Origin of the sequence: Pseudomonas fakonensis (genome assembly GCF_019139895.1) — a bacterium.
Classification (GTDB): domain Bacteria; phylum Pseudomonadota; class Gammaproteobacteria; order Pseudomonadales; family Pseudomonadaceae; genus Aquipseudomonas; species Aquipseudomonas fakonensis.
Genome location: NZ_CP077076.1, coordinates 521,186 through 545,081, shown reverse-complemented (window position 1 = coordinate 545,081; position 23,896 = coordinate 521,186). Strand labels below are relative to the sequence as shown.

The 23,896-nt window shown below is 63.5% G+C and carries 21 protein-coding genes; 15 read left to right on the top strand and 6 right to left on the bottom strand.

What is annotated here, in order from left to right; genetic code table 11:
* Window positions 1-98: 98 nt before the first annotated feature.
* The 3 genes from KSS94_RS02330 to KSS94_RS02320 are packed head-to-tail and all read right to left on the bottom strand — an operon-like array spanning window position 99 to window position 2,549.
* A complete protein-coding gene (locus KSS94_RS02330; protein WP_217841500.1) occupies window positions 99-860 on the bottom strand; it encodes a TerB family tellurite resistance protein in 762 nt (253 codons plus the stop codon).
* 1 nt (window position 861) lies between these two features.
* Window positions 862-1,533: an N-acetylmuramate alpha-1-phosphate uridylyltransferase MurU gene (gene murU, locus KSS94_RS02325; RefSeq protein WP_217841499.1), complete on the bottom strand. Its 672-nt coding sequence runs from the start codon at window positions 1,531-1,533 to the stop codon at window positions 862-864.
* Window positions 1,530-2,549: an aminoglycoside phosphotransferase family protein gene (locus tag KSS94_RS02320; protein ID WP_217841498.1), complete on the bottom strand. Its 1,020-nt coding sequence runs from the start codon at window positions 2,547-2,549 to the stop codon at window positions 1,530-1,532. Before KSS94_RS02320 ends, murU begins: the two co-directional genes overlap by 4 nt.
* 131 nt (window positions 2,550-2,680) lie before the next feature.
* Between KSS94_RS02320 and KSS94_RS02315 the strand changes: the two genes are divergently transcribed.
* From KSS94_RS02315 to KSS94_RS02265, 11 genes are all read left to right on the top strand, one after another.
* Complete coding sequence (locus KSS94_RS02315; RefSeq protein ID WP_217841497.1) at window positions 2,681-5,491, top strand: LPS-assembly protein LptD; 2,811 nt, start codon at window positions 2,681-2,683, stop codon at window positions 5,489-5,491.
* Complete coding sequence (surA, locus tag KSS94_RS02310; protein ID WP_217841496.1) at window positions 5,472-6,791, top strand: peptidylprolyl isomerase SurA; 1,320 nt, start codon at window positions 5,472-5,474, stop codon at window positions 6,789-6,791. The genes KSS94_RS02315 and surA overlap by 20 nt, the downstream gene beginning before the upstream one ends.
* Window positions 6,788-7,777 carry a 4-hydroxythreonine-4-phosphate dehydrogenase PdxA gene (gene pdxA, locus KSS94_RS02305; RefSeq protein WP_217841495.1) on the top strand — a complete coding sequence of 330 codons (990 nt, stop codon included), beginning with the start codon at window positions 6,788-6,790 and terminating at the stop codon, window positions 7,775-7,777. The genes surA and pdxA overlap by 4 nt, the downstream gene beginning before the upstream one ends.
* Window positions 7,774-8,574, top strand: coding sequence for a 16S rRNA (adenine(1518)-N(6)/adenine(1519)-N(6))-dimethyltransferase RsmA (rsmA, locus tag KSS94_RS02300; protein WP_217841494.1), 801 nt, complete (start codon window positions 7,774-7,776; stop codon window positions 8,572-8,574). The genes pdxA and rsmA overlap by 4 nt, the downstream gene beginning before the upstream one ends.
* A 173-nt stretch (window positions 8,575-8,747) precedes the next feature.
* Window positions 8,748-9,128, top strand: coding sequence for a Co2+/Mg2+ efflux facilitator ApaG/CorD (gene apaG / locus KSS94_RS02295; RefSeq protein WP_217841493.1), 381 nt, complete (start codon window positions 8,748-8,750; stop codon window positions 9,126-9,128).
* The gene (locus KSS94_RS02290; RefSeq protein WP_217841492.1) at window positions 9,128-10,000 is read left to right on the top strand and encodes a symmetrical bis(5'-nucleosyl)-tetraphosphatase; all 873 of its coding nucleotides are present in this window, start codon (window positions 9,128-9,130) and stop codon (window positions 9,998-10,000) included. Before apaG ends, KSS94_RS02290 begins: the two co-directional genes overlap by 1 nt.
* On the top strand, window positions 9,997-10,326 hold the full coding sequence (glpE, locus tag KSS94_RS02285; RefSeq protein ID WP_217841491.1) for a thiosulfate sulfurtransferase GlpE: 330 nt from the start codon (window positions 9,997-9,999) through the stop codon (window positions 10,324-10,326). The genes KSS94_RS02290 and glpE overlap by 4 nt, the downstream gene beginning before the upstream one ends.
* A 282-nt stretch (window positions 10,327-10,608) precedes the next feature.
* Entirely contained in the window at window positions 10,609-12,531 is a 1,923-nt protein-coding gene (locus tag KSS94_RS02280; protein ID WP_217841490.1) for a PrkA family serine protein kinase, read from the top strand.
* 115 nt (window positions 12,532-12,646) lie between these two features.
* A complete protein-coding gene (locus KSS94_RS02275; protein WP_217841489.1) occupies window positions 12,647-13,918 on the top strand; it encodes a YeaH/YhbH family protein in 1,272 nt (423 codons plus the stop codon).
* Window positions 13,915-15,483, top strand: coding sequence for a SpoVR family protein (locus tag KSS94_RS02270; protein ID WP_217841488.1), 1,569 nt, complete (start codon window positions 13,915-13,917; stop codon window positions 15,481-15,483). The genes KSS94_RS02275 and KSS94_RS02270 overlap by 4 nt, the downstream gene beginning before the upstream one ends.
* 53 nt (window positions 15,484-15,536) lie before the next feature.
* On the top strand, window positions 15,537-16,634 hold the full coding sequence (locus KSS94_RS02265) for a tRNA nucleotidyltransferase/poly(A) polymerase-related protein (RefSeq protein ID WP_217841487.1): 1,098 nt from the start codon (window positions 15,537-15,539) through the stop codon (window positions 16,632-16,634).
* A gap of 49 nt (window positions 16,635-16,683) precedes the next feature.
* Here the strand turns inward: KSS94_RS02265 and folK are convergent, their stop codons facing one another.
* Window positions 16,684-17,193 carry a 2-amino-4-hydroxy-6-hydroxymethyldihydropteridine diphosphokinase gene (folK, locus tag KSS94_RS02260; RefSeq protein WP_217841486.1) on the bottom strand — a complete coding sequence of 170 codons (510 nt, stop codon included), beginning with the start codon at window positions 17,191-17,193 and terminating at the stop codon, window positions 16,684-16,686.
* Window positions 17,184-17,540 carry a dihydroneopterin aldolase gene (gene folB / locus KSS94_RS02255; protein ID WP_217841485.1) on the bottom strand — a complete coding sequence of 119 codons (357 nt, stop codon included), beginning with the start codon at window positions 17,538-17,540 and terminating at the stop codon, window positions 17,184-17,186. Before folB ends, folK begins: the two co-directional genes overlap by 10 nt.
* A 74-nt stretch (window positions 17,541-17,614) precedes the next feature.
* Here folB and plsY point away from each other — a divergent pair, with 74 nt between their 5' ends.
* The gene (gene plsY, locus KSS94_RS02250) at window positions 17,615-18,184 is read left to right on the top strand and encodes a glycerol-3-phosphate 1-O-acyltransferase PlsY (protein WP_217841484.1); all 570 of its coding nucleotides are present in this window, start codon (window positions 17,615-17,617) and stop codon (window positions 18,182-18,184) included.
* 15 nt (window positions 18,185-18,199) lie between these two features.
* On the opposite strand, the gene tsaD is transcribed toward plsY, so the two are convergent.
* Window positions 18,200-19,225 carry a tRNA (adenosine(37)-N6)-threonylcarbamoyltransferase complex transferase subunit TsaD gene (tsaD, locus tag KSS94_RS02245; protein WP_217841483.1) on the bottom strand — a complete coding sequence of 342 codons (1,026 nt, stop codon included), beginning with the start codon at window positions 19,223-19,225 and terminating at the stop codon, window positions 18,200-18,202.
* A gap of 205 nt (window positions 19,226-19,430) precedes the next feature.
* Between tsaD and rpsU the strand changes: the two genes are divergently transcribed.
* The 3 genes from rpsU to rpoD all read left to right on the top strand — a co-directional run bounded on the left by rpsU (window position 19,431) and on the right by rpoD (window position 23,826).
* Window positions 19,431-19,646 carry a 30S ribosomal protein S21 gene (gene rpsU, locus KSS94_RS02240; RefSeq protein ID WP_003255575.1) on the top strand — a complete coding sequence of 72 codons (216 nt, stop codon included), beginning with the start codon at window positions 19,431-19,433 and terminating at the stop codon, window positions 19,644-19,646.
* A 279-nt stretch (window positions 19,647-19,925) separates the two neighbouring features.
* A complete protein-coding gene (gene dnaG, locus KSS94_RS02235) occupies window positions 19,926-21,908 on the top strand; it encodes a DNA primase (protein WP_217841482.1) in 1,983 nt (660 codons plus the stop codon).
* Between the two features lie 67 nt (window positions 21,909-21,975).
* Window positions 21,976-23,826, top strand: a complete 1,851-nt coding sequence (gene rpoD, locus KSS94_RS02230; RefSeq protein ID WP_217841481.1) for an RNA polymerase sigma factor RpoD — start codon at window positions 21,976-21,978, stop codon at window positions 23,824-23,826.
* Window positions 23,827-23,896: the final 70 nt, after the last annotated feature.

Below are 23,896 nucleotides of genomic sequence, written 5' to 3'. Positions count from 1 at the left end.
TTTGCACCACTTGATAAGGGCAAATGCCCGACGCCGGCTGTGCCGGCCTCATCGCCGGCAAGCCGGCTCCTACAGGTAGCGCACAGGGTTCAAACCGTTCAGAAACCCCGGCGCTTGCGGATCATGGCATAGGCCTGGTGCAGGTCGCGGGTCAGCTCGGTTGCCTCACGCACCTGCGCCTCGCTGGCGCCGTTGCCCAGCAGCTTGTCCGGGTGATGGCGGCTGACCAGGCGGCGATAGGCCTGCTTGACCTGGTCGCCCGCAGTATCCGGCTCCACCCCCAAGAGGCGCAGCGCAGCGGCATAGGTCATGCTGCCCTCGACCGCCGCCTTGCGCGGCTCGTACTCCAGCGACAGCGCGTGCACCTGGTTGCGGCTCAGCCCCAGCAGCTCGCCCCACCCCATCAGCAGGTCACGTTCATGGCGCCCGGCCTTGCCGTCGGCCCAGACCATGCGCCAGCAGGCGCGCAAAGTGCCCTCGGCAGCATGCGGCTGCAGGCGGATCCGCCGCAGGTGGGCCTTGAGCCGGTCCTTGCCGGCCTTGCCACGGTTGAAGGCGGCAATCGCCCGCAGGCGTGCCGGCTCAGCCAGGTCAAGGCGGGTCATCTCCTGGCGCGCCTGCTGGATATGCCCCTCCAGCACCCGGCCATCGCTCTTGGCCAGGCGTCCCAGCAGCACGAACAGCAACTCGTCGTCACGCAGCGCCGGGCGCCCGCCCAGGCGCTCGCGCAGGTCATCCCACCCCTGCAGGCGCAGGCGCCGATCCATGGCCTGGCCCAGCAACGCGCCGAGCAAAGCCCCGGGGATGCTGGCCACGGCGAACCCGGCCCCGGCACCGATCAATGTGCTCGGCCACCACATATCAGGCGCGCCCGGCAATCAGGCGTTCGACATCCGCCAGGCGCTCGAGGGTGCCGACATCGACCCACAGGCCACCGTGGCGCTCGCCACTCACCCGGCCTTCAGCCATGGCCTGGCGCAGCAATGGCGCCAGCTTGAAGGCGCCAGGCTGGCAGCCTTCGAACAATGCCGGGTGCAGTACCGAAATGCCACTGAAGGTCAGGGTGCCGGGGGCATCGTCCCCATCCACCACCTGCCCGTCCAGCAGGCGGAAGTCGCCCCGGCCGTGGTGCCCTGGGTTGTCCACCAGCACCAGGTGCGCCAGGCCGTCCAGCGGAGCACGCAGCCCGGCAAAGTCGTAGTCGGTCCAGATGTCGCCGTTGACCAGCAAAAACGGCTCATCACCCAGCAAAGGCAGCGCCTTGAAGATGCCGCCGCCGGTTTCCAGTGGTTCGCCCTCCGGCGAGTAGCGGATGCTCAGGCCGAAGCGCTGACCGTCGCCCAGATGGGCCTCGATCTGCTCGCCCAGCCAGGCGTGGTTGATCACCACCTCGGTGAAACCGGCCCGGGCCAGCGCCTCCAGGTGGTACTCGATCAGTGGCTTGCCGGCGGCGGGCACCAGCGGCTTGGGAGTATGCAGCGTGAGCGGGCGCATGCGCTCGCCCTTGCCTGCGGCCAGGATCATCGCCTTCATCGGCACGCCCCGGCCTGCAGTTCGGCAATCAGCTGACCCAGCTCGGCCAGCTCCGGCCGGCGGCTGATCACTTCTTCTATATAAGCGAAGAATCGCGGCACATCGGCCAGGTAGCGCGGCTTGCCGTCGCGGTGGCAGATGCGGGCGAAGATGCCGATCACCTTCAGGTGGCGCTGCACGCCCATCAGGTCGCTGGCACGCTGGAAGACCTCGAAGTCGGCCTGCACCGGGATGCCGGCGGCCTGAGCCTGCTGCCAGTAGTCACGCAGCCAGCCCTCGACCCGCGCCTGCGGCCAACTGACGAAGGCATCCTTGAACAGACAGGTGATGTCGTAAGTGACCGGGCCATAGACCGCATCCTGAAAATCCAGCACGCCAGGGTTGGGTGTGCTCTGCATCAGGTTGCGCGGCATGTAGTCGCGGTGCACCAGCACTTTGGGCTGGGCCAGGGCGCTGTCAATCAGCAACTGGCTGACTCGCTGCCAGGTGTCTTTTTGCTTGTCATCGAGTTGCAGGCCCAGCTCACGGCCCACGTACCATTCCGGGAACAGCTCGACCTCGCGGCGCAGCAGGGCATCGTCATAGCTGGGCAGCACGCCATCCATCGGCAGGCGCTGAAGCTTCAGCAGGGCGTCGATGGCATCAGCGAACAGGCTGTCGGCATTGTCGGCATCAATGATGTCCAGATAAGTCTGGCGACCCAGGTCACCCAGCAGCAGAAAGCCACGCTCAAGGTCCTGGGCAAGTACTTGCGGCACGTGCACAGCGGCGCTGGCCAGCAAATGGTCGATGGCGACGAACGGGGCGCAGTTCTCCTGCGGCGGCGGTGCATCCATGATCACGAAGCTGTGGCCGGCGCCTTCCCAACGGAAGTAACGGCGGAAACTGGCATCGCTGCTGGCCGCGGTCAACGTACCCTCGGGCACGTCACCCCAACCGTTGTCGTGGAACAGGCTGGCCAGCTGTTCATTCAGCCAGGCAGTCAGTTGTTGCAGGCGTACATCGTGATCGGGCATTACAAGGGTCTCCGACGGCCCTAGCCGTCAAGCGGGTCATGCTTTATTATCCAGCATCTTTTTCAGACCATCGAGAGGCGTGCGGCCCCCACACGCGGGCAGATGGCACGCAGGAAGCCCGGACTAATAAGATGGCATTGAAATCCCCCGCGTTTCGTAGAAAGTTTCCGTTGCTGGTGACTGGCAGTCTGCTGGCATTGCAGCCTCTGGCCTCGTCGCATGTGATGGCCGCCGAGCAGTTCGACTGCCAAGTGTCCGCCGCCGGTGGCTGGGACTGCAAGCCCAAGACCACCAACAACCTGCCGCCACGCCCGGTGCACCCCGGTGCAGCCGCTGCCAGCGCCGATGCGCCGGTGGCCGCTGGCGAGGTCGCCGAAGCCCAGGCCGACAAGCCCGTGCAGGTCACCGAGAGCAAGGGCCGTGGCCTGAAGTCGCGCAGCGAAGACTACAGCCACCTCGACTGGGTCCCGCGTGACAAGCTCACCCCTGCGCAACTGGCCGAAACCGGCCCGTACTGCGGTGGTGCCTACATCGAGCCGGTTCGCCCGGGCATGAACGACTCCACGCCCAAGGACGAGTCGCCGACCTACATCAACGCCAAGGTGTCCAAGTACCAGCAGGAGCAGCAAATCGCCACGCTCGCCGGTAACGTGGTCATGCGCCAGGGCAGCATGCAGGCCGAAGCCGATGAGGCCAACCTGTACCAGACCGAAAACCGCGGCGAGCTCAAGGGCAACGTCAAGATCCGCGACAACGGCACCCTGGTAGTCGGCGACGAAGCGCAGATCCAGCTCGATACCGGCGAAGCCCGGGTCGACAACGCCGAATATGTGATGCACAAGTCGCACATCCGCGGTAACGCGCTGTACGCCAAGCGCGCCGAGAACGCCATCATCCGCCTCAAGGACGGTACCTATACCACCTGTGAGCCGGGCAGCAACGCATGGCAGCTCAAGGGCAACAACATCACACTGAACCCGGCCACCGGCTTCGGTACCGCGACCAACGTCACCCTGCGGGTCAAGGATATTCCGGTGCTGTACACGCCGTATATCTACTTCCCGATCGACGACCGTCGCCAGTCCGGCTTCCTGCCACCTTCGTTCAGCAGCAGTGGCGACACCGGCTTCATGCTGGTCACGCCCTACTACTTCAACCTGGCACCTAACTACGACGCCACGTTGTACCCGCGCTACATGAGCAAGCGCGGCCTGCTGATGGAAGGCGAGTTCCGCTACCTGACCAAGTCCAGCGAAGGCCAGTTCGGCGGCGCGTTCCTCAACGACGAGAACGACGACCGCAAGGACCAGACCGACTACCAGAAAGATCGCTGGATGATCAACTGGCAGCACAAGGGCGGCCTGGACGAGCGCCTGATGACCGAGGTGAACTACACCGACATCAGCGACCCGTTCTATTTCCAGGACCTCGAATCCGACCAGATCGGCGTCGAGAGCAAGGATGTGGTCGACCAGCAAGGCGCGCTGACCTACCGTGGCGACACCTACACCGCCCGCCTGAACGTGCATGCCTACGAAATGGCCACGCTGTCGCAGGTCACGCCTTACGATCGCCTGCCTCAGGTCACCTTGAACGGCATGCTGCCGTTCCATCCAAGCGGCTTCGACCTGAGCTACGAAACCGAAGCGGTGCGCTTCGAACGTGACCTCAAGCACGGCCCGGTATTCAACGAGGACGGCGAGCTGGACACCACGGCCGGCCTTGATGGCCGCCGCCTGGACCAGAACATCGCCGGCATCGCCCGGGCCAACGGTACGCGCCTGAACTTCGCACCGGCCATCAGCTTGCCGATGGAAGCGGGCTACGGCTACATCACACCGAAGCTCAAGTACGTCTACACCAACTACAACCTCGACCTGGACAGCCAAGGTCGGGCTGAGGCGGTGACCCTGGCGTCGAAACCCGGCTACGGCAGCTACAGCAGCTCGATCAACCGCGACATCCCGATTTTCAGCGTCGACAGCGGCCTGTACTTCGATCGCAATACCCAGCTGTTCGGCAAGGATTACCGCCAGACCCTCGAACCGCGCCTGTTCTACCTCTACGTCCCGAACAAGGACCAGTCGGACATCCCGCTGTTCGACACCAACGAGAGCCTGTTCAACTACAGCTCGCTGTTCCGTGACAACCGTTTCTCCGGCACCGACCGCATCGGTGACGAGAACAAGCTGTCGCTGGGCGTGACCAGCCGCTGGATCGAGCCCAACGGCTTCCAGCGTCAGCGTTTCAGCGTTGGCCAGGCCTACTACTTCCAAGACCGCAAGGTCCAGCTGCCGGGCATCGACTACCGCACCCGCAAGGACAGCCAGTCCAGCGTGTCGCCGTATGCGCTGGAATACGAATACGCCTTCAACCGCGACTGGCGCTTCAATTCGGACTTCAACTGGGACCCGGACAGCAGCTCGACCCGTTCGGCCAGCGCAATGTTCCACTACCAGCCTGAGGACAATCCGAACAAGATCGTCAACCTCGGCTACCGCTATCGCAACGACACCATCAACTACGACTCGATTACCGGTACGTGGAAAGTGGGTGGCGGCGACTACGGCACCTCGGGTGATGCGAACTACATCAAGGATTACTACAAGATCCAGCAGCACGACTTCTCGGTCATCTGGCCGATCGTCCCGCAGTGGAACGCCATCGCGCGCTGGCAGCACGACTACAACCGCAACCGCACCCTGGAAGCCTTCGGTGGCTTCGAGTACGACAGTTGCTGCTGGAAACTGCGTCTGATCAACCGTTACTGGGTCGACTACGACGACTTCAGCCAGGCTACCCCGGCAAACGAGAAGGGCGACCACGGTATCTTCCTGCAGATCGTGCTCAAAGGCCTCGGCGGCGTCATGGGCAACAAGGTCGAGTCGTTCCTGGACCAAGGCATTCAAGGTTATCGTACACGTGAAGACCAAGCTTATTGATCGACTGCGCCCGGTGTTGCTGGGCGCTGTAATGCTGAGCGGCGCGGTGCATGCCGCACCGCAACCCCTTGACCGCGTAGTGGCCATCGTCGACAACGACGTGGTCATGCAAAGCCAGTTGGACCAGCGCGTGCGCGAAGTGCAGCAGACCATCGCCAAGCGCGGCGGCGGTGTGCCACCCTCAGGCGCCTTGGAACAACAGGTGCTGGAGCGCCTGATCGTCGAAAACCTGCAACTGCAGATCGGCGAGCGCTCCGGCATTCGCATCACCGACGAAGAACTGAACCAGGCCATCGGCACCATTGCCCAGCGCAACGGCATGTCGCTGGAGCAGTTCCGTGTTGCGCTGGCCCACGACGGCTTGTCGTTCGATGACGCCCGCGAGCAGGTCAAGCGCGAGATGATCATCAGCCGCGTGCGTCAGCGCCGCGTGGCCGAGCGCATCCAGGTGTCCGAGCAGGAAGTGAAGAACTTCCTCAACTCGGACATGGGCAAGATGCAGATGTCGGAAGAGTACCGCCTCGCCAACATCCTCATCCCCACCCCGGAAGCCGCCAACTCCGAAGACATCCAGAAGGCTGCGCGCAAGGTCGGTGACGTCTACCAGCAACTGCGCCAGGGTGGCGACTTCGGCCAGCTGGCAATCGCCAACTCGGCCAGTGAAAACGCCCTGGAAGGCGGCGAGATGGGCTGGCGCAAAGCCGGCCAGCTGCCACCTGACTTCGCCAAGATGCTCAGCAGCATGGCCATCGGTGACATCACCCAGCCGATCCGCATCCCCAACGGCTTCATCATCCTCAAGCTGGAAGAGAAGCGTGGTGGCAGCGAAAGCGTGCTGCGTGACGAAGTGCATGTGCGCCACATCCTGATCAAGCCAAGCGAGATCCGCAACGAAGCCGCCACCAAGCAGTTGGCCGAGCGTATCTACGAGCGCATCGAAAACGGCGAAGACTTCGCAGAACTGGCGAAGAGTTTCTCGGAAGACCCGGGCTCGGCACTCAACGGTGGCGACCTCAACTGGGTCGACCCGAACAGCCTGGTGCCGGAGTTCCGCGAGCAGATGGCCAATGCCCAGCAAGGCGTCGTGACCAAGCCGTTCCAGACCCAATACGGCTGGCACGTACTGGAAGTACTGGGCCGCCGCGCCACCGACAGCACCGAGCAGGCCCGTGAACAGCAGGCCATGGGCGTGCTGCGTAACCGCAAATACGACGAAGAGCTGCAGACCTGGCTGCGCCAGATCCGCGACGAAGCCTACGTTGAAATCAAGCTGCCTGGCGCTGACCAGGCCGCCCAGTGAAGCCCCTGCGCTTCGCCGTTACACCCGGCGAGCCAGCCGGCATAGGCCCCGACCTGTGCCTGCTGCTCGCCGCCGAGGCCCAGCCCCACCCCCTGATCGCCATCACCAGCCGTGACCTGCTCGCCGAGCGGGCCACGCAGCTTGGGCTGGCCGTCAGCCTGCTGCCGGTTGCCCCCGGCCAGTTCCCCGACCAGCCTGCGCCTGCAGGCAGCTTGTATGTGTGGGACACAGCACTGGCCAAACCGGTAACGGCCGGTCAGCTGGACAAGGCCAACGCCGCGTTCGTCCTCGAGACCCTCACCCGCGCCGGCAACGGCTGCCTGAACGGCGATTTCGCCGGGATGATCACCGCGCCAGTGCACAAGGGCGTGATCAACGAGAGCGGTATCGCCTTCTCCGGGCATACCGAATTCCTCGCCGACCTCACCCACACCCGGCAGGTGGTAATGATGCTGGCCACCCATGGCCTGCGCGTGGCTCTGGTCACCACCCACCTGCCCCTGCGCGATATCGCCGACGCCATCACCCCTGAGCGCCTGGAACGGGTCACCCGTATCCTGCACGCAGACATGCGCGACAAGTTCGGTATCGCCAACCCACGCATCCTGGTCTGCGGGCTCAACCCCCACGCCGGAGAAGGCGGCCACCTGGGCCGCGAAGAAATCGACATCATCGAGCCTGCGCTTGAGCGCCTGCGCGCCGAAGGCATGGACCTGCGCGGCCCGCTGCCGGCCGATACCCTGTTTACCCCCAAATATCTGGAGCACTGCGACGCGGTGCTGGCGATGTACCACGACCAGGGCCTGCCGGTACTCAAGTACAAAGGCTTCGGCGCTGCGGTCAATGTGACGCTGGGCCTGCCGATCATCCGCACCTCGGTCGACCACGGCACCGCCCTGGACCTGGCCGGCAGCGGCAAGGTCGACACCGGCAGCCTGCGCGTCGCCCTGCAAACCGCCTACCAGATGGCCGAGAACCGACCATGAACGAGCAATACCAACACCGGGCGCGCAAGCGCTTCGGCCAGAACTTCCTGCACGATGCAGGGATCATCGACCGCATTCTGCGGGCTATCAACGCCAAGGCCGGTGAACACCTGCTGGAAATCGGCCCGGGTCAGGGCGCCCTGACTGAGGGCCTGCTGGGCAGCGGCGCACAGCTGGACGTGGTGGAGCTGGACAAGGACCTGGTGCCGATCCTGCAACACAAGTTCGCCGGCCGTGACAACTTCCGCCTGCACCAGGGCGATGCCCTGAAGTTCGACTTCAACCAACTGGGTGTGCCAGAGCGCAGCCTCAAGGTGGTCGGCAACCTGCCCTACAACATCTCCACCCCGCTGATCTTCCACCTGCTTGATCACGCCCAGCTGATCCGCGACATGCACTTCATGCTGCAAAAGGAAGTGGTCGAGCGCATGGCCGCAGGCCCGGGCGGTGGCGACTGGGGGCGGTTGTCGATCATGGTGCAGTACCACTGCCGCGTAGAGCACCTGTTCAACGTCGGGCCTGGTGCCTTCAACCCGCCACCGAAGGTCGACTCGGCCATCGTGCGCCTGGTGCCCCACGAAGTGCTGCCGCACCCGGCAAAAAACCCGAAACTGCTGGAGCACGTGGTCCGCGAAGCCTTCAACCAGCGCCGCAAGACCCTGCGCAACACGCTCAAGGGCGTGCTCGACAGCCAGGCCATCGAAGCCGCCGGCGTCGACGGCAGCCTGCGCCCCGAGCAGCTCGACCTGGCCGCCTTCGTGCGCCTGGCCGACAAGCTGGCCGAACAGCAGCAGTAAACGCCATCGCCGGCAAGCCGGCTCCTACAGGAATTGTGCGATACCTGTGGGAGCGGGCTTGCCCCGCGATGGGGGCGGCACTGACCACACTCATCTCCCCCCCCACACCGCTGGCCCTCGCCCCTCCCAATGGCCTAGACTGCGTTATTGCGTATGTTCCCCAAGGCCCTTGCATGTCCGACCCCCGTTACCAGATCGACGTCAGCGTCGTGACCCGCTACCTCAAAGACCAATCCGACCCCGAAAGCAATCGTTTCGCCTTCGCGTACACCATCACCGTGCAGAACAACGGCACGCTCACCGCCAAGCTGATGTCCCGCCATTGGCTGATCACCAACGGTGACGGTGAGGTCGAAGAAGTGCGCGGCGCCGGGGTGATCGGCCAGCAACCACTGATCGAACCCGGCCAAAGCCACACCTACAGCAGCGGTGCGGTGATCAGCACCCGGGTCGGCACCATGCAGGGCAGCTACCAGATGTTCGCCGAAGACGGCAAACGCTTCGACGCGCCGGTCGCCCCGTTCCGCCTGGCGGTACCCGGGGCGCTGCACTGATGGCCACTTACGCGGTCGGTGACCTGCAGGGCTGCCTGCAACCGCTCAAGTGCCTGCTCGAACGCGTGCATTTCGACCCGGCCGTCGACCGCCTGTGGCTGGTGGGCGACCTGGTCAACCGTGGCCCCGAGTCACTGGAAACCCTACGCTACCTGTATTCGATCCGCCACGCGCTGGTTTGCGTGCTGGGCAACCACGACCTGCACCTGCTGGCCGCCTGGCACAACGTCGAGCGCCTGAAAAAAAGCGACACCCTGCGCGAGATCATCGAAGCCCCCGACGCCGACCGCCTGTTCGACTGGCTGCGCCATCAGAAGCTGCTGCACTACGACGAGGCCCGCGGTATCGCCATGGCTCACGCCGGCATCCCACCGCAGTGGACCTTGGGCCGGGCCCTGGAGCTGGCAGCAGAGGTCGAGCAGGTGCTGCGCGACGACAACCGCCTGCAGCCTTACCTCGACGGCATGTACGGCAACGAGCCGAACAAGTGGAGCAAGGACCTCGCCGGCATCGAACGCCTGCGGGTGATCACCAACTACTTCACCCGCATGCGCTTCTGCACCGCCACCGGCAAGCTCGACCTCAAGAGCAAAGAGGGCCTGGACAGCGCACCGAAGGGCTACAAACCCTGGTTCGCCCACCCCGACCGCCGCTCACGTCACGTGAAGATCATCTTCGGCCACTGGGCTGCCCTTGAAGGCCGCGTCGACGTGCCCGGCGTGATCGCCCTCGACACCGGCTGCGTGTGGGGCGGCGCCATGACCCTGTACAACGTCGACAGCGGCGAATACCACCGCTGCGACTGCACCCGCGAAGGCACCCCGCGCCCGCCAGCCACCCCCTCGATCAGTTCTGAAGGAACCACCCCATGAGCGAATTCAAGCGCATCCCCCCTGAACAGGCCCTGGCCCTGCGCGCTCAAGGCGCCGTCGTGGTCGACATCCGCGACTCGCAGGCTTTCGCCGCCGGCCACATCACCGGCGCCCGGCATCTGGACAACCACTCGGTAGCCGATTTCATCCGCAACGCCGACCTCGACGCCCCGACGCTGGTGGTCTGCTACCACGGCAACTCCAGCCAGAGCGCCGCCGCCTACCTGGTCGGTCAGGGCTTCTCCGACGTCTACAGCGTGGACGGTGGTTTCGAGCTGTGGCGCGCCACCTACCCGGGCGAAACCGCCCAGGGCAGCGCCGAGTAATTTTTTCATTTTTACTGCAGCCCGCATTCCCTGCGGGCTCGCGCCCGACCTGACGAACGGTCGTAGGCGTCTTCTTGGCTCCCCGCCCTTGACCTTGGCCAGAACCAACTACTCTTAAGCTCAGGCCATCCAAAAAAGGGGAGAGCCGGTACACCGGCGTGCGGGTCATCGGTAGCGTTTCAGGGTGTTCTGGGGGGTATACAGCAATCGGTTTCCCCGATTGCATGCCAGCATCAGCTGACTGATCCGGCGTCGTCTCCACGTATCGAGCGAGGTGACGTCATGAGTATTTTTAGCCACTTCCAACAACGCTTCGAGTCTACGCGCCAGGAAGAACTCTCGCTGCAGGAGTACCTCGAGCTGTGCAAAGAGGATCGCAGTGCCTACGCATCGGCGGCTGAACGGCTGTTGCTGGCCATCGGTGAGCCGGAACTGATCGACACCTCAAGCAACTCCAGGCTGTCGCGGATTTTCTCCAACAAGGTGATTCGCCGCTATCCGGCCTTTGCCGACTTCCATGGCATGGAAGAGTGCATCGACCAGATCGTCTCCTACTTCCGCCACGCCGCCCAAGGCCTGGAAGAGAAGAAACAAATCCTCTATCTGCTGGGCCCGGTAGGCGGCGGCAAGTCGTCGCTGGCCGAGAAACTCAAGCAGCTGATGGAAAAGGTGCCCTTCTACGCCATCAAGGGCTCACCGGTATTCGAATCGCCCCTGGGGCTGTTCAACGCCACCGAAGACGGGGCGATCCTCGAAGAGGAATACGGCATCTCGCGGCGCTACCTCAACACCATCATGTCGCCCTGGGCCACCAAGCGCCTGCAGGAGTTCGGCGGCGACATCAGCAAGTTCCGGGTGGTCAAGCTCTACCCCTCCATCCTCAACCAGATTGCCATCGCCAAGACCGAACCCGGTGACGAGAATAACCAGGATATCTCGGCACTGGTGGGCAAGGTGGATATCCGCAAGCTCGAGGAATTCCCGCAGAACGACGCCGACGCCTACAGCTACTCGGGCGCGCTGTGCCGCGCCAACCAGGGCCTGATGGAATTCGTCGAGATGTTCAAGGCCCCCATCAAAGTGCTGCACCCGTTGCTTACCGCCACACAGGAAGGCAACTACAACAGCACCGAGGGCCTCGGCGCCATTCCGTACACCGGCATCCTGCTGGCCCACTCCAACGAATCGGAGTGGCATACCTTCCGCAACAACAAGAACAACGAAGCCTTCATCGACCGTATCTACATCGTCAAGGTGCCGTACTGCCTGCGGGTCAGCGACGAGATCAAGATCTACGACAAGCTGCTGATCAACAGCTCGCTGGCCAAGGCCCATTGCGCGCCCGACACCCTGAAGATGCTCGCCCAGTTCACCGTGCTGTCGCGGCTCAAGGAGCCGGAAAACTCGAACATCTACTCGAAAATGCGCGTGTATGACGGTGAGAACCTCAAAGATACCGACCCCAAAGCCAAGTCGATTCAGGAGTACCGCGACTCCGCCGGTGTCGATGAGGGCATGAACGGCCTCTCGACCCGTTTCGCCTTCAAGATCCTCTCCAAGGTGTTCAACTTCGACCCCCACGAAGTGGCCGCCAACCCGGTGCACCTGCTGTATGTACTGGAACAGCAGATCGAGCAAGAGCAGTTCCCGGCCGAGGTGCGCGAGCGCTACCTGCGGTATTTGAAGGAATACCTGGCCCCGCGCTACATCGAGTTCATCGGCAAGGAAATCCAGACTGCATACCTGGAGTCCTACAGCGAATACGGCCAGAACATCTTCGACCGCTACGTGCTGTACGCCGACTTCTGGATCCAGGACCAGGAATACCGCGACCCGGAAACCGGCGAAATCCTCAACCGCATCGCCCTCAACGAAGAGCTGGAAAAAATCGAGAAACCGGCCGGCATCAGCAACCCGAAGGACTTCCGCAACGAGATCGTCAACTTCGTGCTGCGTGCCCGCGCCAACAACAACGGCAAGAACCCCAGCTGGCTCAGCTACGAGAAGCTGCGGGTGGTGATCGAGAAGAAAATGTTCTCCAACACCGAGGACCTGCTGCCGGTCATCAGCTTCAATGCCAAGGCCAGCAAGGAGGATCAACAGAAGCACAACGACTTCGTCACCCGGATGGTCGAACGCGGCTACACCGACAAACAGGTACGCCTGCTGTCGGAATGGTACCTGCGGGTCCGCAAATCGCAGTAAAAGCGAAACGTCACGGGCGGGTGCGCGCAGGCGCCCCCGTCGTGGCGGCAGCCAGCGCTTTTGCTTGCAGCTCGTAGCTTGAAGCTTGCAGCTGTAACCCGCTATCGGAGGGCCCATGAGCTACGTAATCGACCGACGCCTGAACGGCAAGAACAAGAGCACGGTCAACCGCCAGCGCTTCTTGCGGCGCTACCGTGAGCACATCAAGAAAGCCGTCGAAGAAGCCGTAAGCCGCCGCTCCATCATGGACATGGAGCATGGCGAGCAGATCAGCATCCCCGGCCGCGACATCGACGAGCCAGTACTGCACCACGGCCGCGGCGGCAAGCAGACCGTGGTTCACCCCGGCAACAAGGAATTTACCGCCGGCGAGCACATCGCCCGCCCGCAGGGTGGTGGTGGTGGCGGCGGGCGCGGCAAGGCCGGCAACTCCGGCGAAGGCATGGACGAGTTCGTCTTCCAGATCACCCAGGAAGAGTTCCTCGAGTTCATGTTCGAGGACCTCGAGCTGCCCAACCTGGTCAAGCGCCACCTCACCGGCGCCGACACCTTCAAGACCGTGCGCGCCGGCATCGCCAACGAAGGCAACCCGTCACGCATCAACATCGTGCGCACGCTGCGTTCAGCCCATGCCCGGCGTATCGCTCTGACCGGCAGCAGCCGCGCACTGTTGCGCGAGGCGCAAAAGGAGCTGGAGCGCCTGCGGGTCGAAGAACCTGACAATTTCACCGACATTCAAGAGACCGAAGCCGAGATCGTGCGGCTGAAGGCACGCATCAACCGCCTGCCGTTCCTCGACACCTTCGACCTCAAGTACAACCTGCTGGTCAAGCAGCCCAACCCCAGCTCGAAAGCCGTGATGTTCTGCCTGATGGACGTTTCCGGCTCGATGACCCAGGCCACCAAGGATATCGCCAAGCGTTTCTTCATCCTCTTGTACCTGTTCCTCAAGCGGAACTACGACCGTATCGAAGTGGTGTTCATCCGCCACCACACCAGCGCCCGCGAAGTGGACGAGGAAGAGTTTTTCTACTCCCGCGAGACCGGCGGCACCATCGTTTCCAGCGCACTCAAGCTGATGCAGGAGATCATGGCCGAACGCTACCCGGCCAGCGACTGGAACATCTACGCAGCCCAAGCCTCCGACGGCGACAACTGGAACGACGATTCGCCGATCTGCCGCGACATCCTGTCCAAGCAGATCATGCCCCACGTGCAGTACTACACTTACGTCGAGATCACCCCGCGTGAGCATCAGGCGCTGTGGTACGAGTACGAGCGTATCGGCGAGAGCTTCCCCGACACCTTCGCCCAGCAACAGTTGGTATCGGCCGGCGACATCTACCCGGTCTTCCGTGAACTCTTCCAGCGCAGGTTAGCCACATGACCGCCAGAGCACAGAGACGCCAGCCCATTTCAGTCGGCTCGGAGTGGACCTTCGAGCTGATCCAGACGTACGACCGCGAAATCAGCCGCCTGGCCGCGCGCTACGCCCTGGATACCTACCCCAACCAGATCGAGGTGATCACCGCCGAGCAGATGATGGACGCCTACGCCTCGGTGGGCATGCCCCTGGGTTACCACCACTGGTCCTACGGCAAGCAATTCCTCAGCACCGAAAAGTCCTACAGCCGTGGCCAGATGGGCCTGGCCTACGAGATCGTGATCAACTCCGACCCCTGCATCGCCTACCTGATGGAAGAGAACACCATGTGCATGCAGGCACTGGTGATCGCCCACGCCTGCTACGGCCACAACAGTTTCTTCAAGGGCAACTACCTGTTCCGCACCTGGACCGACGCCACCTCGATCATCGATTACCTGGTGTTCGCCAAGCAGTACATCGCCCAGTGCGAAGAGCGCCACGGCATCGATGCCGTGGAAGACCTGATCGATTCCTGTCACGCGCTGATGAACTACGGCGTCGACCGCTACAAGCGCCCCTACCCGATCTCTGCCGAAGAAGAACGGCGGCGCCAGAAAGACCGTGAAGAGCATTTGCAACGGCAGATCAACGACCTGTGGCGCACCATCCCCAAGAGCGCCGAAAAAGGCGGGGAACGCGACGATGCGCGGTTCCCTTCCGAACCACAGGAAAACATCCTCTATTTCATCGAGAAAAACGCCCCGCTGCTCGAACCCTGGCAGCGCGAAGTGGTGCGCATCGTGCGCAAGATCGCCCAGTACTTCTACCCGCAGCGGCAAACCCAGGTAATGAACGAAGGTTGGGCGACCTTCTGGCACTACACCCTGATGAACGACCTGTACGACGAGGGGCTGATCACCGAAGGCTTCATGATGGAGTTCTTGCAGTCGCACACCAGCGTGGTATTCCAACCCGGCTTCGACAGCCCGTATTACAGCGGCATCAACCCCTATGCCCTAGGCTTTGCCATGTACACCGACATCCGCCGCATGTGCGAAAACCCCACCGAGGAAGACCGCCGCTGGTTCCCCGACATCGCCGGCAGCGACTGGCTGTCGACCATCAAGTTCGCCATGAGCAGCTTCAAGGATGAAAGCTTCATCCTGCAGTACCTGTCACCGAAGGTGATCCGCGATCTCAAGCTGTTCAGCATCCTTGACGACGACCAGCGCGATGACCTGCTGGTGCCGGCAATCCACGACGAAGACGGCTACCGCACCATTCGCGAGCAGCTGGCCGCGCAGTACAACCTCGGCAACCGCGAACCCAACGTGCAGATCTGGAGCATCGACCGGCGCGGCGACCGCTCCCTCACCCTTCGCCACCAGCAGCACAACCGCAAGCCGCTGGGCGATTCCACCGACGAAGTACTCAAGCACCTGCACCGTCTGTGGGGCTTCGACATCCACCTGGAGACGGTACAGGGCGAGCAGGTGATGAAGACCCATCACATGCCACCGCGCAACGAACACGGCGACACTGGCGACTATGGGCGGATGGACCTGGCCGTGGTGCACCACCTCTAGTCTGCTTCATTTCTGCCGACACGTTATCCTGTCGGCAGAAATGGAGGTTTCACATGCAGATCTACAAGGTTGGCGGCGCCGTGCGCGACCGCCTGCTCGGCCGTCCGGTCAGCGATGTCGACTGGTTGGTGGTGGGCGCTACTGTCGAACAGATGCAAGCTCAAGGCTTTCGCCCCGTCGGTGCCGATTTCCCGGTATTCCTGCACCCGCACACCGGCGAGGAATACGCCCTGGCCCGCACCGAGCGCAAGAGCGGGCGCGGCTACGGCGGCTTCACTTTTCACGCAAGCCCGGACGTCACCCTCGAAGACGACCTGATCCGTCGCGACCTGACCATCAACGCCATGGCCGAAGACGAACAGGGCACGCTGTACGACCCGTACCACGGCAAGCGCGACCTTGACCAACGCCTTCTTCGCCATGTTTCCCCGGCGTTCGCCGAAGATCCCCTACGCGTGCTGCGCGTTGCCCGCTTCGCCGCCCGCTACGCGCCACTGGGTTTCAAGGTGGCCGACGAAACTCTGGCACTGATGCGCCAGATTGGCGAGTCGGGCGAGTTGCAGGCGCTGACCGCCGAACGCAGCTGGAAGGAGATCGAACGGGCGCTGATGGAAAGCGAGCCACAGGTGTTCATCGAAGTGCTGCGCAGCTGTGGCGCGCTGGAACATCTGATGCCTGAACTTGCGCAGGGCGCCGATACCTTGGCCGCACTGCACCAGGCCGCTCAGCGCCAGCAAGCGTTGCCGGTGCGCTGGGCCTGCCTGCTGCGCGGGCTTGAGCCTGCAGCGATCAAGGCACTCAACCAGCGCTTCAAGGCCCCGCGTGAATGCCAGGAACTGGCAGTACTGGTGGGAGAATTTGCCGAGCGTGCCGACCAGGCACTGGCAATGGCGCCGGCAAACCTGCTGGAAATGCTGCAAAAGTTCGATGTGTACCGGCGCCCGCAACGTTTCGAGGACTTCATCGCCGCCTGCGAAATGGCGGCGCTGGGGCCAGGTTATCCACAGGGCGAATACCTGCGCGGCGCGGCTGAGGCTGCACGGGCGGTGGATGTGAAGCCGTTGGTGGAACAAGGGCTGACTGGCCAGGCCTTGGGCGAAGCGCTCAAGGGTGAACGGCTGAAGGCGCTTGAGGCCTACACGGCAGGTTGATTCTCGGTGGCTCTATCGCCGGCTTGCCGGCGATGAGGCCAGCACAGGCCTACACCGCAGTCAGCTGCAACCCCCGCCACTCGAACGCCACCGGCGCCAGCACCTGGTCGATGCTCGCCTCTTGCCACAGCTGCGCCATGGGCTTGCCCGCCCCCGGGTGCAGCAGGTCCGGCGCCAGCAGCGCCAGAGGCCACAGCACGAAAGCGTTCTTCAGAATCTCCGCCCGCGGCAGCACCAAACCGTCGAAGGTGCCGTGCAGGCCGTCGTACATCAGCACGTCGATATCCAGCGGCAAGCCCTTGCGGTCCGGTGCGTAACGGCCATTGTCGGCCTCGATGAACTTGAGCCGGCGGTCCAGCTCCAGCAGCGGCAGGTCGGTCTTGCCGGTCACCACGAAATTGATGAACGGCCCGCTCTTGATCCCCACCGCCTGGCTCTCGAACGCCGGCGAGCAGCGCATGTCGGCGAGTATCGCCGCCAGCGCATCGAGCCCCGCACACAGGTGCCGCTCGCGGTCAATGTTGCTGCCAAGCCCTAGGTAAACCGTACTCAAAGACATCCGCGCTCGATCTCCACGCCCACGCCGCCACGGGCCGCCGGTACCGCGCCCGGCTTGGTCAGCTTCAGCCGCACCCAGGGAATGTTGAATTCGGCCATCAGCACCGCCACCAGGCGCTCGGCAAAGGTTTCCACCAGTTCGAAGCGGGCCTGCTCGGCAAATGCCTGAATACGCGCCGTCACACTGGCGTAGTCCAGCGCCAGGGCCAGGTCGTCACCGGCGGCGGCCGGGCGGTTGTCCCAGGCGAAACTCAGGTCCAGGCGCAGGCACTGGCGAATATCCCGCTCCCAGTCATAGGCACCGATGACGGTATCGACTTCCAGGCCTTCGATGAACACTCTGTCCAAGCACTTCTCTCCACAGCACGACAAGGGCGACGGGCGCCGTTAGAATCGGGGCGTCCTCGCCCGGAATAGTTAGCATGTTTTGGTCACTGGCGCTGCTTGCCTACCTGCTTGGCTCCGTGTCTTTCGCCATCGTCCTGAGCCGCCTCAGCGGCAGCCCCGACCCGCGCTCCAGCGGTTCGGGCAACGCCGGTGCCACCAACATGCTGCGCCTGGCAGGGCGCAAGCTGGCGATCCTCACCCTGCTGGGCGATCTGTGCAAGGGCATGCTGCCGGTGCTGCTGGCTCGCCTGGCCGGGCTCGACCTGCAGGAGCAAGCCTGGGTCGGCGTCTGCGCCGTGCTCGGCCACCTGCTGCCGTTGTACTTTCGCTTCCAGGGCGGCAAGGGCGTGGCCACTGCGGCCGGCATGCTCATGGCCCTGTACTTCCCGGCGGCACTGCTGGCCATCGGCGCCTGGCTGCTGACCTTCCGCCTCACCCGCACCAGCTCGCTCGCGGCGCTGATCGCCACCCCGCTGACACTGCCCCTGCTGGCCTGGCGCGAGCCTGCGGCGCTGCTGCCGATGACCGTGCTGACGGTGATGATCGTGTGGCGCCACCGCAGCAACCTGCGCGACCTGTTCGCCGGGCGCGAACGGCATTTCTAGCCTGCCCGGCGAGTTTCAGACCGGCGGCAGCTGCTCCATCGGCCAGCGCGCCTGCACGCTGATTGCCAGGTCCTGCTGCTGCCCGGCCATCAGGCGCTGGCAACCGGCATAGGCGATCATGGCGCCGTTGTCGGTGCAAAAGCGCGGGCGGGCGTAGTAAACGTTGCCCTTGATGCCCGCCAGCATGTCTTCCAGTGCTTCGCGCAAGGCCTTGTTGGCGCTCACGCCACCGGCAATGACCAGGCGCTTGAGGCCGGTCTGCTTGAGGGCGCGCTTGCACTTGAAGGTCAAAGTCTCCACCACCGCCTGCTGGAACGCCAGCGACACGTCGCAACGGGTTTGCTCGTTGTCGTCCCCGGCGTCACGGCATTGCTGCCAGGTGTTCAGGGCGAAGGTTTTCAGGCCGCTGAAACTGAACTGCAGGCCCGGGCGGTCGCACATCGGCCGCGGGAAGGTAAAGCGCCCCGGCGTGCCTTGCTCGGCCAGGCGGGCGATTTCCGGGCCGCCCGGGTAGTTCAGGCCGATCAGCTTGGCGGTCTTGTCGAAGGCCTCGCCAGCGGCGTCGTCCAGGCTTTCGCCCAGCAGTTCGTACTGGCCGATGCCGTCGACCTTCACCAACTGCGTATGACCGCCCGACACCAACAAGGCGACGAACGGAAACTCCGGCGGCTGCTCTTCGAGCATCGGTGCCAGCAGGTGGCCTTCCATATGGTGCACGCCGATGGACGGTATGCCCCAGGCGAACGCCAGCGCCTGGGCGCAGGAGGCGCCCACCAGCAGCGCGCCCACCAGGCCAGGGCCTGCGGTGTAGGCGATGGCGTCGATGTCGGTGGCGACGCAGTCGGCCTCTTGCAGCACCTGGCGGATCAGCGGCAGCATCCGCTTGACGTGATCGCGCGAGGCGAGCTCGGGCACCACGCCGCCAAAGGCGCGGTGCAGGTCGATCTGGCTGAACAGCGCGTCGGCCAACAGGCCGCGCTCACTGTCGTATAATGCGACGCCAGTTTCGTCGCAGGATGTTTCCAATCCCAGTACTAGCATGGGTCCGTGCCTTGTAGAGGCTAATTTCGAAGCCGCGCATGATAGTCCCCGTACCCAGTGCCGACCAGCGGTTTTCGATCAGAGGCTTTGCATTCCGGCCAGCTAAGGGTTAACATCCGCAACCCTTGAAAACCGACGTTCTCCAGCACACCTTATGTTTTGCCAGGAGCACGTCTACCCCGGTAATGAATTAAGGTAGCCCTGGATGCCAGCCGTCAAAGTTAAAGAGAACGAACCCTTCGACGTAGCTCTGCGTCGTTTCAAGCGCTCCTGCGAAAAAGCCGGTGTACTGGCTGAAGTTCGTAGCCGCGAGTTTTACGAGAAGCCGACCGCCGAGCGTAAGCGCAAAGCAGCTGCTGCTGTTAAGCGTCACGCCAAGAAAGTTCAGCGCGAACAGCGCCGCGCCGTTCGCCTGTACTGATACAGGCGTTCTACGCAAAGCTTCTGCCCCGCCCGGCCTCGTGCCGGGCTGATGGCAGCGGTCGTTTCAAGCCCTTGGCCATGCGCCATGGGTGCCCCGGCAAAAGCCACGGGCAACCTGCTGCAACACGTCAGAACTGGTTTTTTGCCAGGCGTGCACGTCCTTTCTGACGAGCCCTAACCGGCTGTGACGAGCACAACACCTCTTCCCGCAACACCCCGCACCCCACACCCGCGCACAAGCGTTTAGACTTGCCAGTTGCCAGATGACGAGGCTGCCATGGCCGGGCTGATTCCCCAGAGCTTCATTGACGACCTGATCAACCGCCTCGATATCGTCGACGTGGTGAGTTCGCGCGTCCAACTGAAAAAGACCGGCAAGAACTACTCCGCCTGCTGCCCGTTCCACAAGGAGAAGACCCCCTCCTTCACGGTCAGCCCCGACAAGCAGTTCTACTACTGCTTCGGTTGCGGCGCCGGTGGCAACGCCCTGGGCTTCGTCATGGACCACGACAACCTGGACTTCCCCCAGGCTGTCGAGGAACTGGCCCGCGCCGCCGGCATGGAAGTGCCCCGCGAGCAGGGCCGACGCGACCACAAGCCGCGCCAGCCCACCGACTCGCCGCTGTACCCGCTGCTCGATGCCGCGTCCGAATTCTATCGCCAGGCCCTGCGCGGCCACCCCACGCGCAAGGCCGCGGTGGACTACCTCAAAGGCCGCGGCCTGTCTGGCGAGATCGCCCGCGACTTCGGCCTGGGCTTCGCCCCGCCGGGCTGGGACAACCTGCTCAAGCACCTGGGTGCCGACTCACTGCAGCAAAAGGTGATGATCGACGCCGGCCTGCTGATCGAGAACGCCGAGAGCGGCAAGCGCTACGACCGCTTCCGTGACCGGGTGATGTTCCCGATCCGCGACAGCCGCGGGCGCATCATCGCCTTCGGCGGCCGGGTACTGGGCGACGACAAGCCCAAGTACCTGAACTCCCCGGAAACCCCAGTATTTCACAAGGGCCAGGAGCTCTACGGGCTGTACGAGGCGCGCAAGCACAACCGCAACCTCGACGAAATCATCGTCGTCGAGGGCTACATGGACGTCATCGCCCTGGCCCAGCAAGGGCTGCGCAATGCCGTGGCCACCCTCGGCACCGCCACCAGCGAAGAGCACCTCAAGCGCCTGTTCCGCGTGGTGCCCAGCGTATTGTTCTGCTTCGACGGCGACCAGGCCGGGCGCAAGGCTGCCTGGCGCGCCCTGGAGTCGACCCTGTCGGCGTTGCAGGACGGGCGCCGCGCGCGCTTTTTGTTCCTGCCCGAAGGCGAAGACCCCGACAGCCTGGTGCGCGCCGAGGGCACCGACGCCTTCCGCGCACGCATCAACCAGCACGCCCAACCGCTGGCCGACTACTTCTTCGAGCAACTGAGCGCCGAAGCAGACCCGCGCTCGCTGGAAGGCAAGGCGCACATGGCGACCCTGGCTGCACCGCTGATCGAAAAGGTTCCCGGCGCAAACCTGCGCCAGCTGATGCGCAACCGCCTGAAGGAAATCACCGGCCTCGACACGCAGCAGGCCGAGCAACTGGCGCAGCAGGCGCCAGCGCCCAGCAGCGTGCCGGACTACGACCCTGGCTACGACTACGACGCCATGGCCAGCTACACCCCGGACTACGGCGACATGCCGCAGCACGACTACGCCCCTGTGCACCAGGAGCAGGAGTGGAAACCGAACAAAGGCGGTGGCAAAAAGCCTTGGAGCGACAAGCCCTGGGACAAGAACCGCAAGGGCGGCAAGCCCTGGCAGCAGCGCGACGAAGCGCCGCCACGGGTGCCGGCACCTGTCGAGCCGCCAGCACTGGCCGCGCTGCGCACCTTGCTGCACCACCCGCTGCTGGCCGGCAAGGTCGAGGATGCCAGTCACTTCGCCGACGAAGAGCACCTGTACAGCCAGTTGCTGGTGGCACTGATCGAAGCCGCGCAGAAAAATCCTAAGCTAAGCTCAATGCAGTTGATCGCACGCTGGCATGGCACCGAGCAAGGCCGCTTGCTGCGGGCCCTGGCGGAAAAGGAATGGCTGATCGTGGCCGACAACCTTGAACAACAGTTTTTCGACACTATAACTAGCTTGTCCGCCCGCCAACGCGAGCGCAGCCTGGAACAACTGCTCAGGAAATCACGTCAAAGTGAATTGACCAGCGAGGAAAAAACCCAGCTCCTCGCCCTGCTGAGCCGGAATGTTCCCGCACAAACGCCGACCTCATCTGGCGCGTGAGGCCCATGCTCGGGTATAATCCTCGGCTTGTTTTTTGCCCGCCAAGACCTTCAGTGGATAGGGTGTTATGTCCGGAAAAGCGCAACAGCAATCTCGTATCAAAGAGTTGATCACCCGCGGTCGTGAGCAGGGCTACCTGACTTACGCGGAGGTCAACGACCACCTGCCTGAGGATATTTCAGATCCGGAACAGGTGGAAGACATCATCCGCATGATCAACGACATGGGGATCAACGTATTCGAGAGTGCTCCGGATGCGGATGCCCTGCTGTTGGCGGAAGCCGACACCGACGAAGCCGCAGCCGAAGAAGCTGCCGCCGCGTTGGCAGCAGTCGAAACCGATATCGGCCGCACGACCGACCCGGTGCGCATGTACATGCGTGAAATGGGTACCGTCGAGCTGCTGACCCGCGAAGGCGAGATCGAAATCGCCAAGCGCATCGAGGAAGGCATCCGTGAAGTCATGGGCGCCATCGCCCACTTCCCGGGCACCGTCGATTACATCCTCGGCGAATACGACCGCGTTACCGCCGAAGGCGGCCGCCTGTCCGACGTGCTGAGCGGCTACATCGACCCCGATGACAACATTGCCGCGCCGACCGAAGAAGTGCCGGTACCGGGTGCCAAAGCCCCGGCAGCCAAGGAAGAATCGGACGACGACGAAGAAGAAAGCGAAGGCAGTGACGACGAGGAAGAGACCGAAAGCGGTCCCGACCCCGTGGTTGCAGCCCAGCGCTTCGGCGCCGTTGCCGATCAGCTCCAGGCCACCCTCAAGGTCGTGAAGAAAAACGGTCGCAGCGCCAAGGACAGCATCGCTGCCCTGCAGGCCCTGGCCGACCTGTTCATGCCGATCAAGCTGGTACCCAAGCAGTTCGACGTACTGGTCGAGCGCGTGCGCGACGCCCTGAACCGCCTGCGCCAGCAAGAGCGTGCAATCATGCAGCTGTGCGTGCGTGATGCGCGCATGCCGCGTGCCGACTTCCTGCGCCTGTTCCCGAGCAACGAGACCGACCAGACCTGGTCCGGTGACCTGGCCAAGCGCAACACCAAGTGGGCTGCCGCCCTGGGTGAGAAAGACGCCGCCATTGTCGCCTGCCAGCAGAAACTGATCGACCTCGAGACCGAAACCGGCCTGACCGTCGCCGAAATCAAGGAAGTCAACCGCCGCATGTCCATTGGCGAGGCGAAAGCCCGTCGCGCCAAGAAGGAAATGGTCGAGGCCAACCTGCGTCTGGTGATTTCTATTGCGAAGAAGTACACCAACCGTGGCCTGCAGTTCCTCGACCTGATCCAGGAAGGCAACATCGGCCTGATGAAGGCGGTGGACAAGTTCGAATACCGTCGCGGCTACAAGTTCTCGACCTACGCCACCTGGTGGATCCGCCAGGCGATCACCCGTTCGATCGCCGACCAGGCGCGCACCATCCGTATTCCGGTGCACATGATCGAGACGATCAACAAGCTCAACCGTATTTCCCGCCAGATGCTGCAGGAAATGGGCCGTGAACCGACCCCGGAAGAGCTGGGTGAGCGCATGGAAATGCCTGAGGACAAGATCCGTAAGGTATTGAAGATCGCCAAAGAGCCGATCTCCATGGAAACCCCGATCGGCGACGACGAAGATTCGCACCTGGGCGACTTCATCGAGGACTCCACCATGCAGTCCCCGATCGACGTGGCCACGGTCGAAAGCCTCAAGGAAGCCACCCGCGACGTGCTCTCGGGCCTGACCGCACGCGAAGCCAAGGTGCTGCGCATGCGTTTCGGTATCGACATGAACACCGACCACACCCTCGAAGAAGTCGGCAAGCAGTTTGACGTGACCCGTGAGCGGATCCGTCAGATCGAAGCCAAGGCGCTGCGCAAGCTGCGCCACCCGACGCGAAGCGAGCACCTGCGCTCCTTCCTCGACGAGTGATGACAAACCCCGGCCAAGGCCGGGGTTTTTCTTGCCCGCGAAACGGCTCGGGGCAGCGCCGGCCCGTCTA

Excerpts from the sequence above, each read along its gene's own strand:
- KSS94_RS02330 (WP_217841500.1), bottom strand. The coding sequence starts at position 860 with ATGTGGTGGCCGAGCACATTGATCGGTGCCGGGGCCGGGTTCGCCGTG.
- murU (WP_217841499.1), bottom strand. The coding sequence starts at position 1,533 with ATGAAGGCGATGATCCTGGCCGCAGGCAAGGGCGAGCGCATGCGCCCG.
- KSS94_RS02320 (WP_217841498.1), bottom strand. The coding sequence starts at position 2,549 with ATGCCCGATCACGATGTACGCCTGCAACAACTGACTGCCTGGCTGAAT.
- KSS94_RS02315 (WP_217841497.1), top strand. The coding sequence starts at position 2,681 with ATGGCATTGAAATCCCCCGCGTTTCGTAGAAAGTTTCCGTTGCTGGTG.
- rsmA (WP_217841494.1), top strand. The coding sequence starts at position 7,774 with ATGAACGAGCAATACCAACACCGGGCGCGCAAGCGCTTCGGCCAGAAC.
- apaG (WP_217841493.1), top strand. The coding sequence starts at position 8,748 with ATGTCCGACCCCCGTTACCAGATCGACGTCAGCGTCGTGACCCGCTAC.
- KSS94_RS02290 (WP_217841492.1), top strand. The coding sequence starts at position 9,128 with ATGGCCACTTACGCGGTCGGTGACCTGCAGGGCTGCCTGCAACCGCTC.
- glpE (WP_217841491.1), top strand. The coding sequence starts at position 9,997 with ATGAGCGAATTCAAGCGCATCCCCCCTGAACAGGCCCTGGCCCTGCGC.
- KSS94_RS02280 (WP_217841490.1), top strand. The coding sequence starts at position 10,609 with ATGAGTATTTTTAGCCACTTCCAACAACGCTTCGAGTCTACGCGCCAG.
- KSS94_RS02275 (WP_217841489.1), top strand. The coding sequence starts at position 12,647 with ATGAGCTACGTAATCGACCGACGCCTGAACGGCAAGAACAAGAGCACG.
- KSS94_RS02270 (WP_217841488.1), top strand. The coding sequence starts at position 13,915 with ATGACCGCCAGAGCACAGAGACGCCAGCCCATTTCAGTCGGCTCGGAG.
- KSS94_RS02265 (WP_217841487.1), top strand. The coding sequence starts at position 15,537 with ATGCAGATCTACAAGGTTGGCGGCGCCGTGCGCGACCGCCTGCTCGGC.
- folK (WP_217841486.1), bottom strand. The coding sequence starts at position 17,193 with ATGTCTTTGAGTACGGTTTACCTAGGGCTTGGCAGCAACATTGACCGC.
- plsY (WP_217841484.1), top strand. The coding sequence starts at position 17,615 with ATGTTTTGGTCACTGGCGCTGCTTGCCTACCTGCTTGGCTCCGTGTCT.
- tsaD (WP_217841483.1), bottom strand. The coding sequence starts at position 19,225 with ATGCTAGTACTGGGATTGGAAACATCCTGCGACGAAACTGGCGTCGCA.
- rpsU (WP_003255575.1), top strand. The coding sequence starts at position 19,431 with ATGCCAGCCGTCAAAGTTAAAGAGAACGAACCCTTCGACGTAGCTCTG.
- dnaG (WP_217841482.1), top strand. The coding sequence starts at position 19,926 with ATGGCCGGGCTGATTCCCCAGAGCTTCATTGACGACCTGATCAACCGC.
- rpoD (WP_217841481.1), top strand. The coding sequence starts at position 21,976 with ATGTCCGGAAAAGCGCAACAGCAATCTCGTATCAAAGAGTTGATCACC.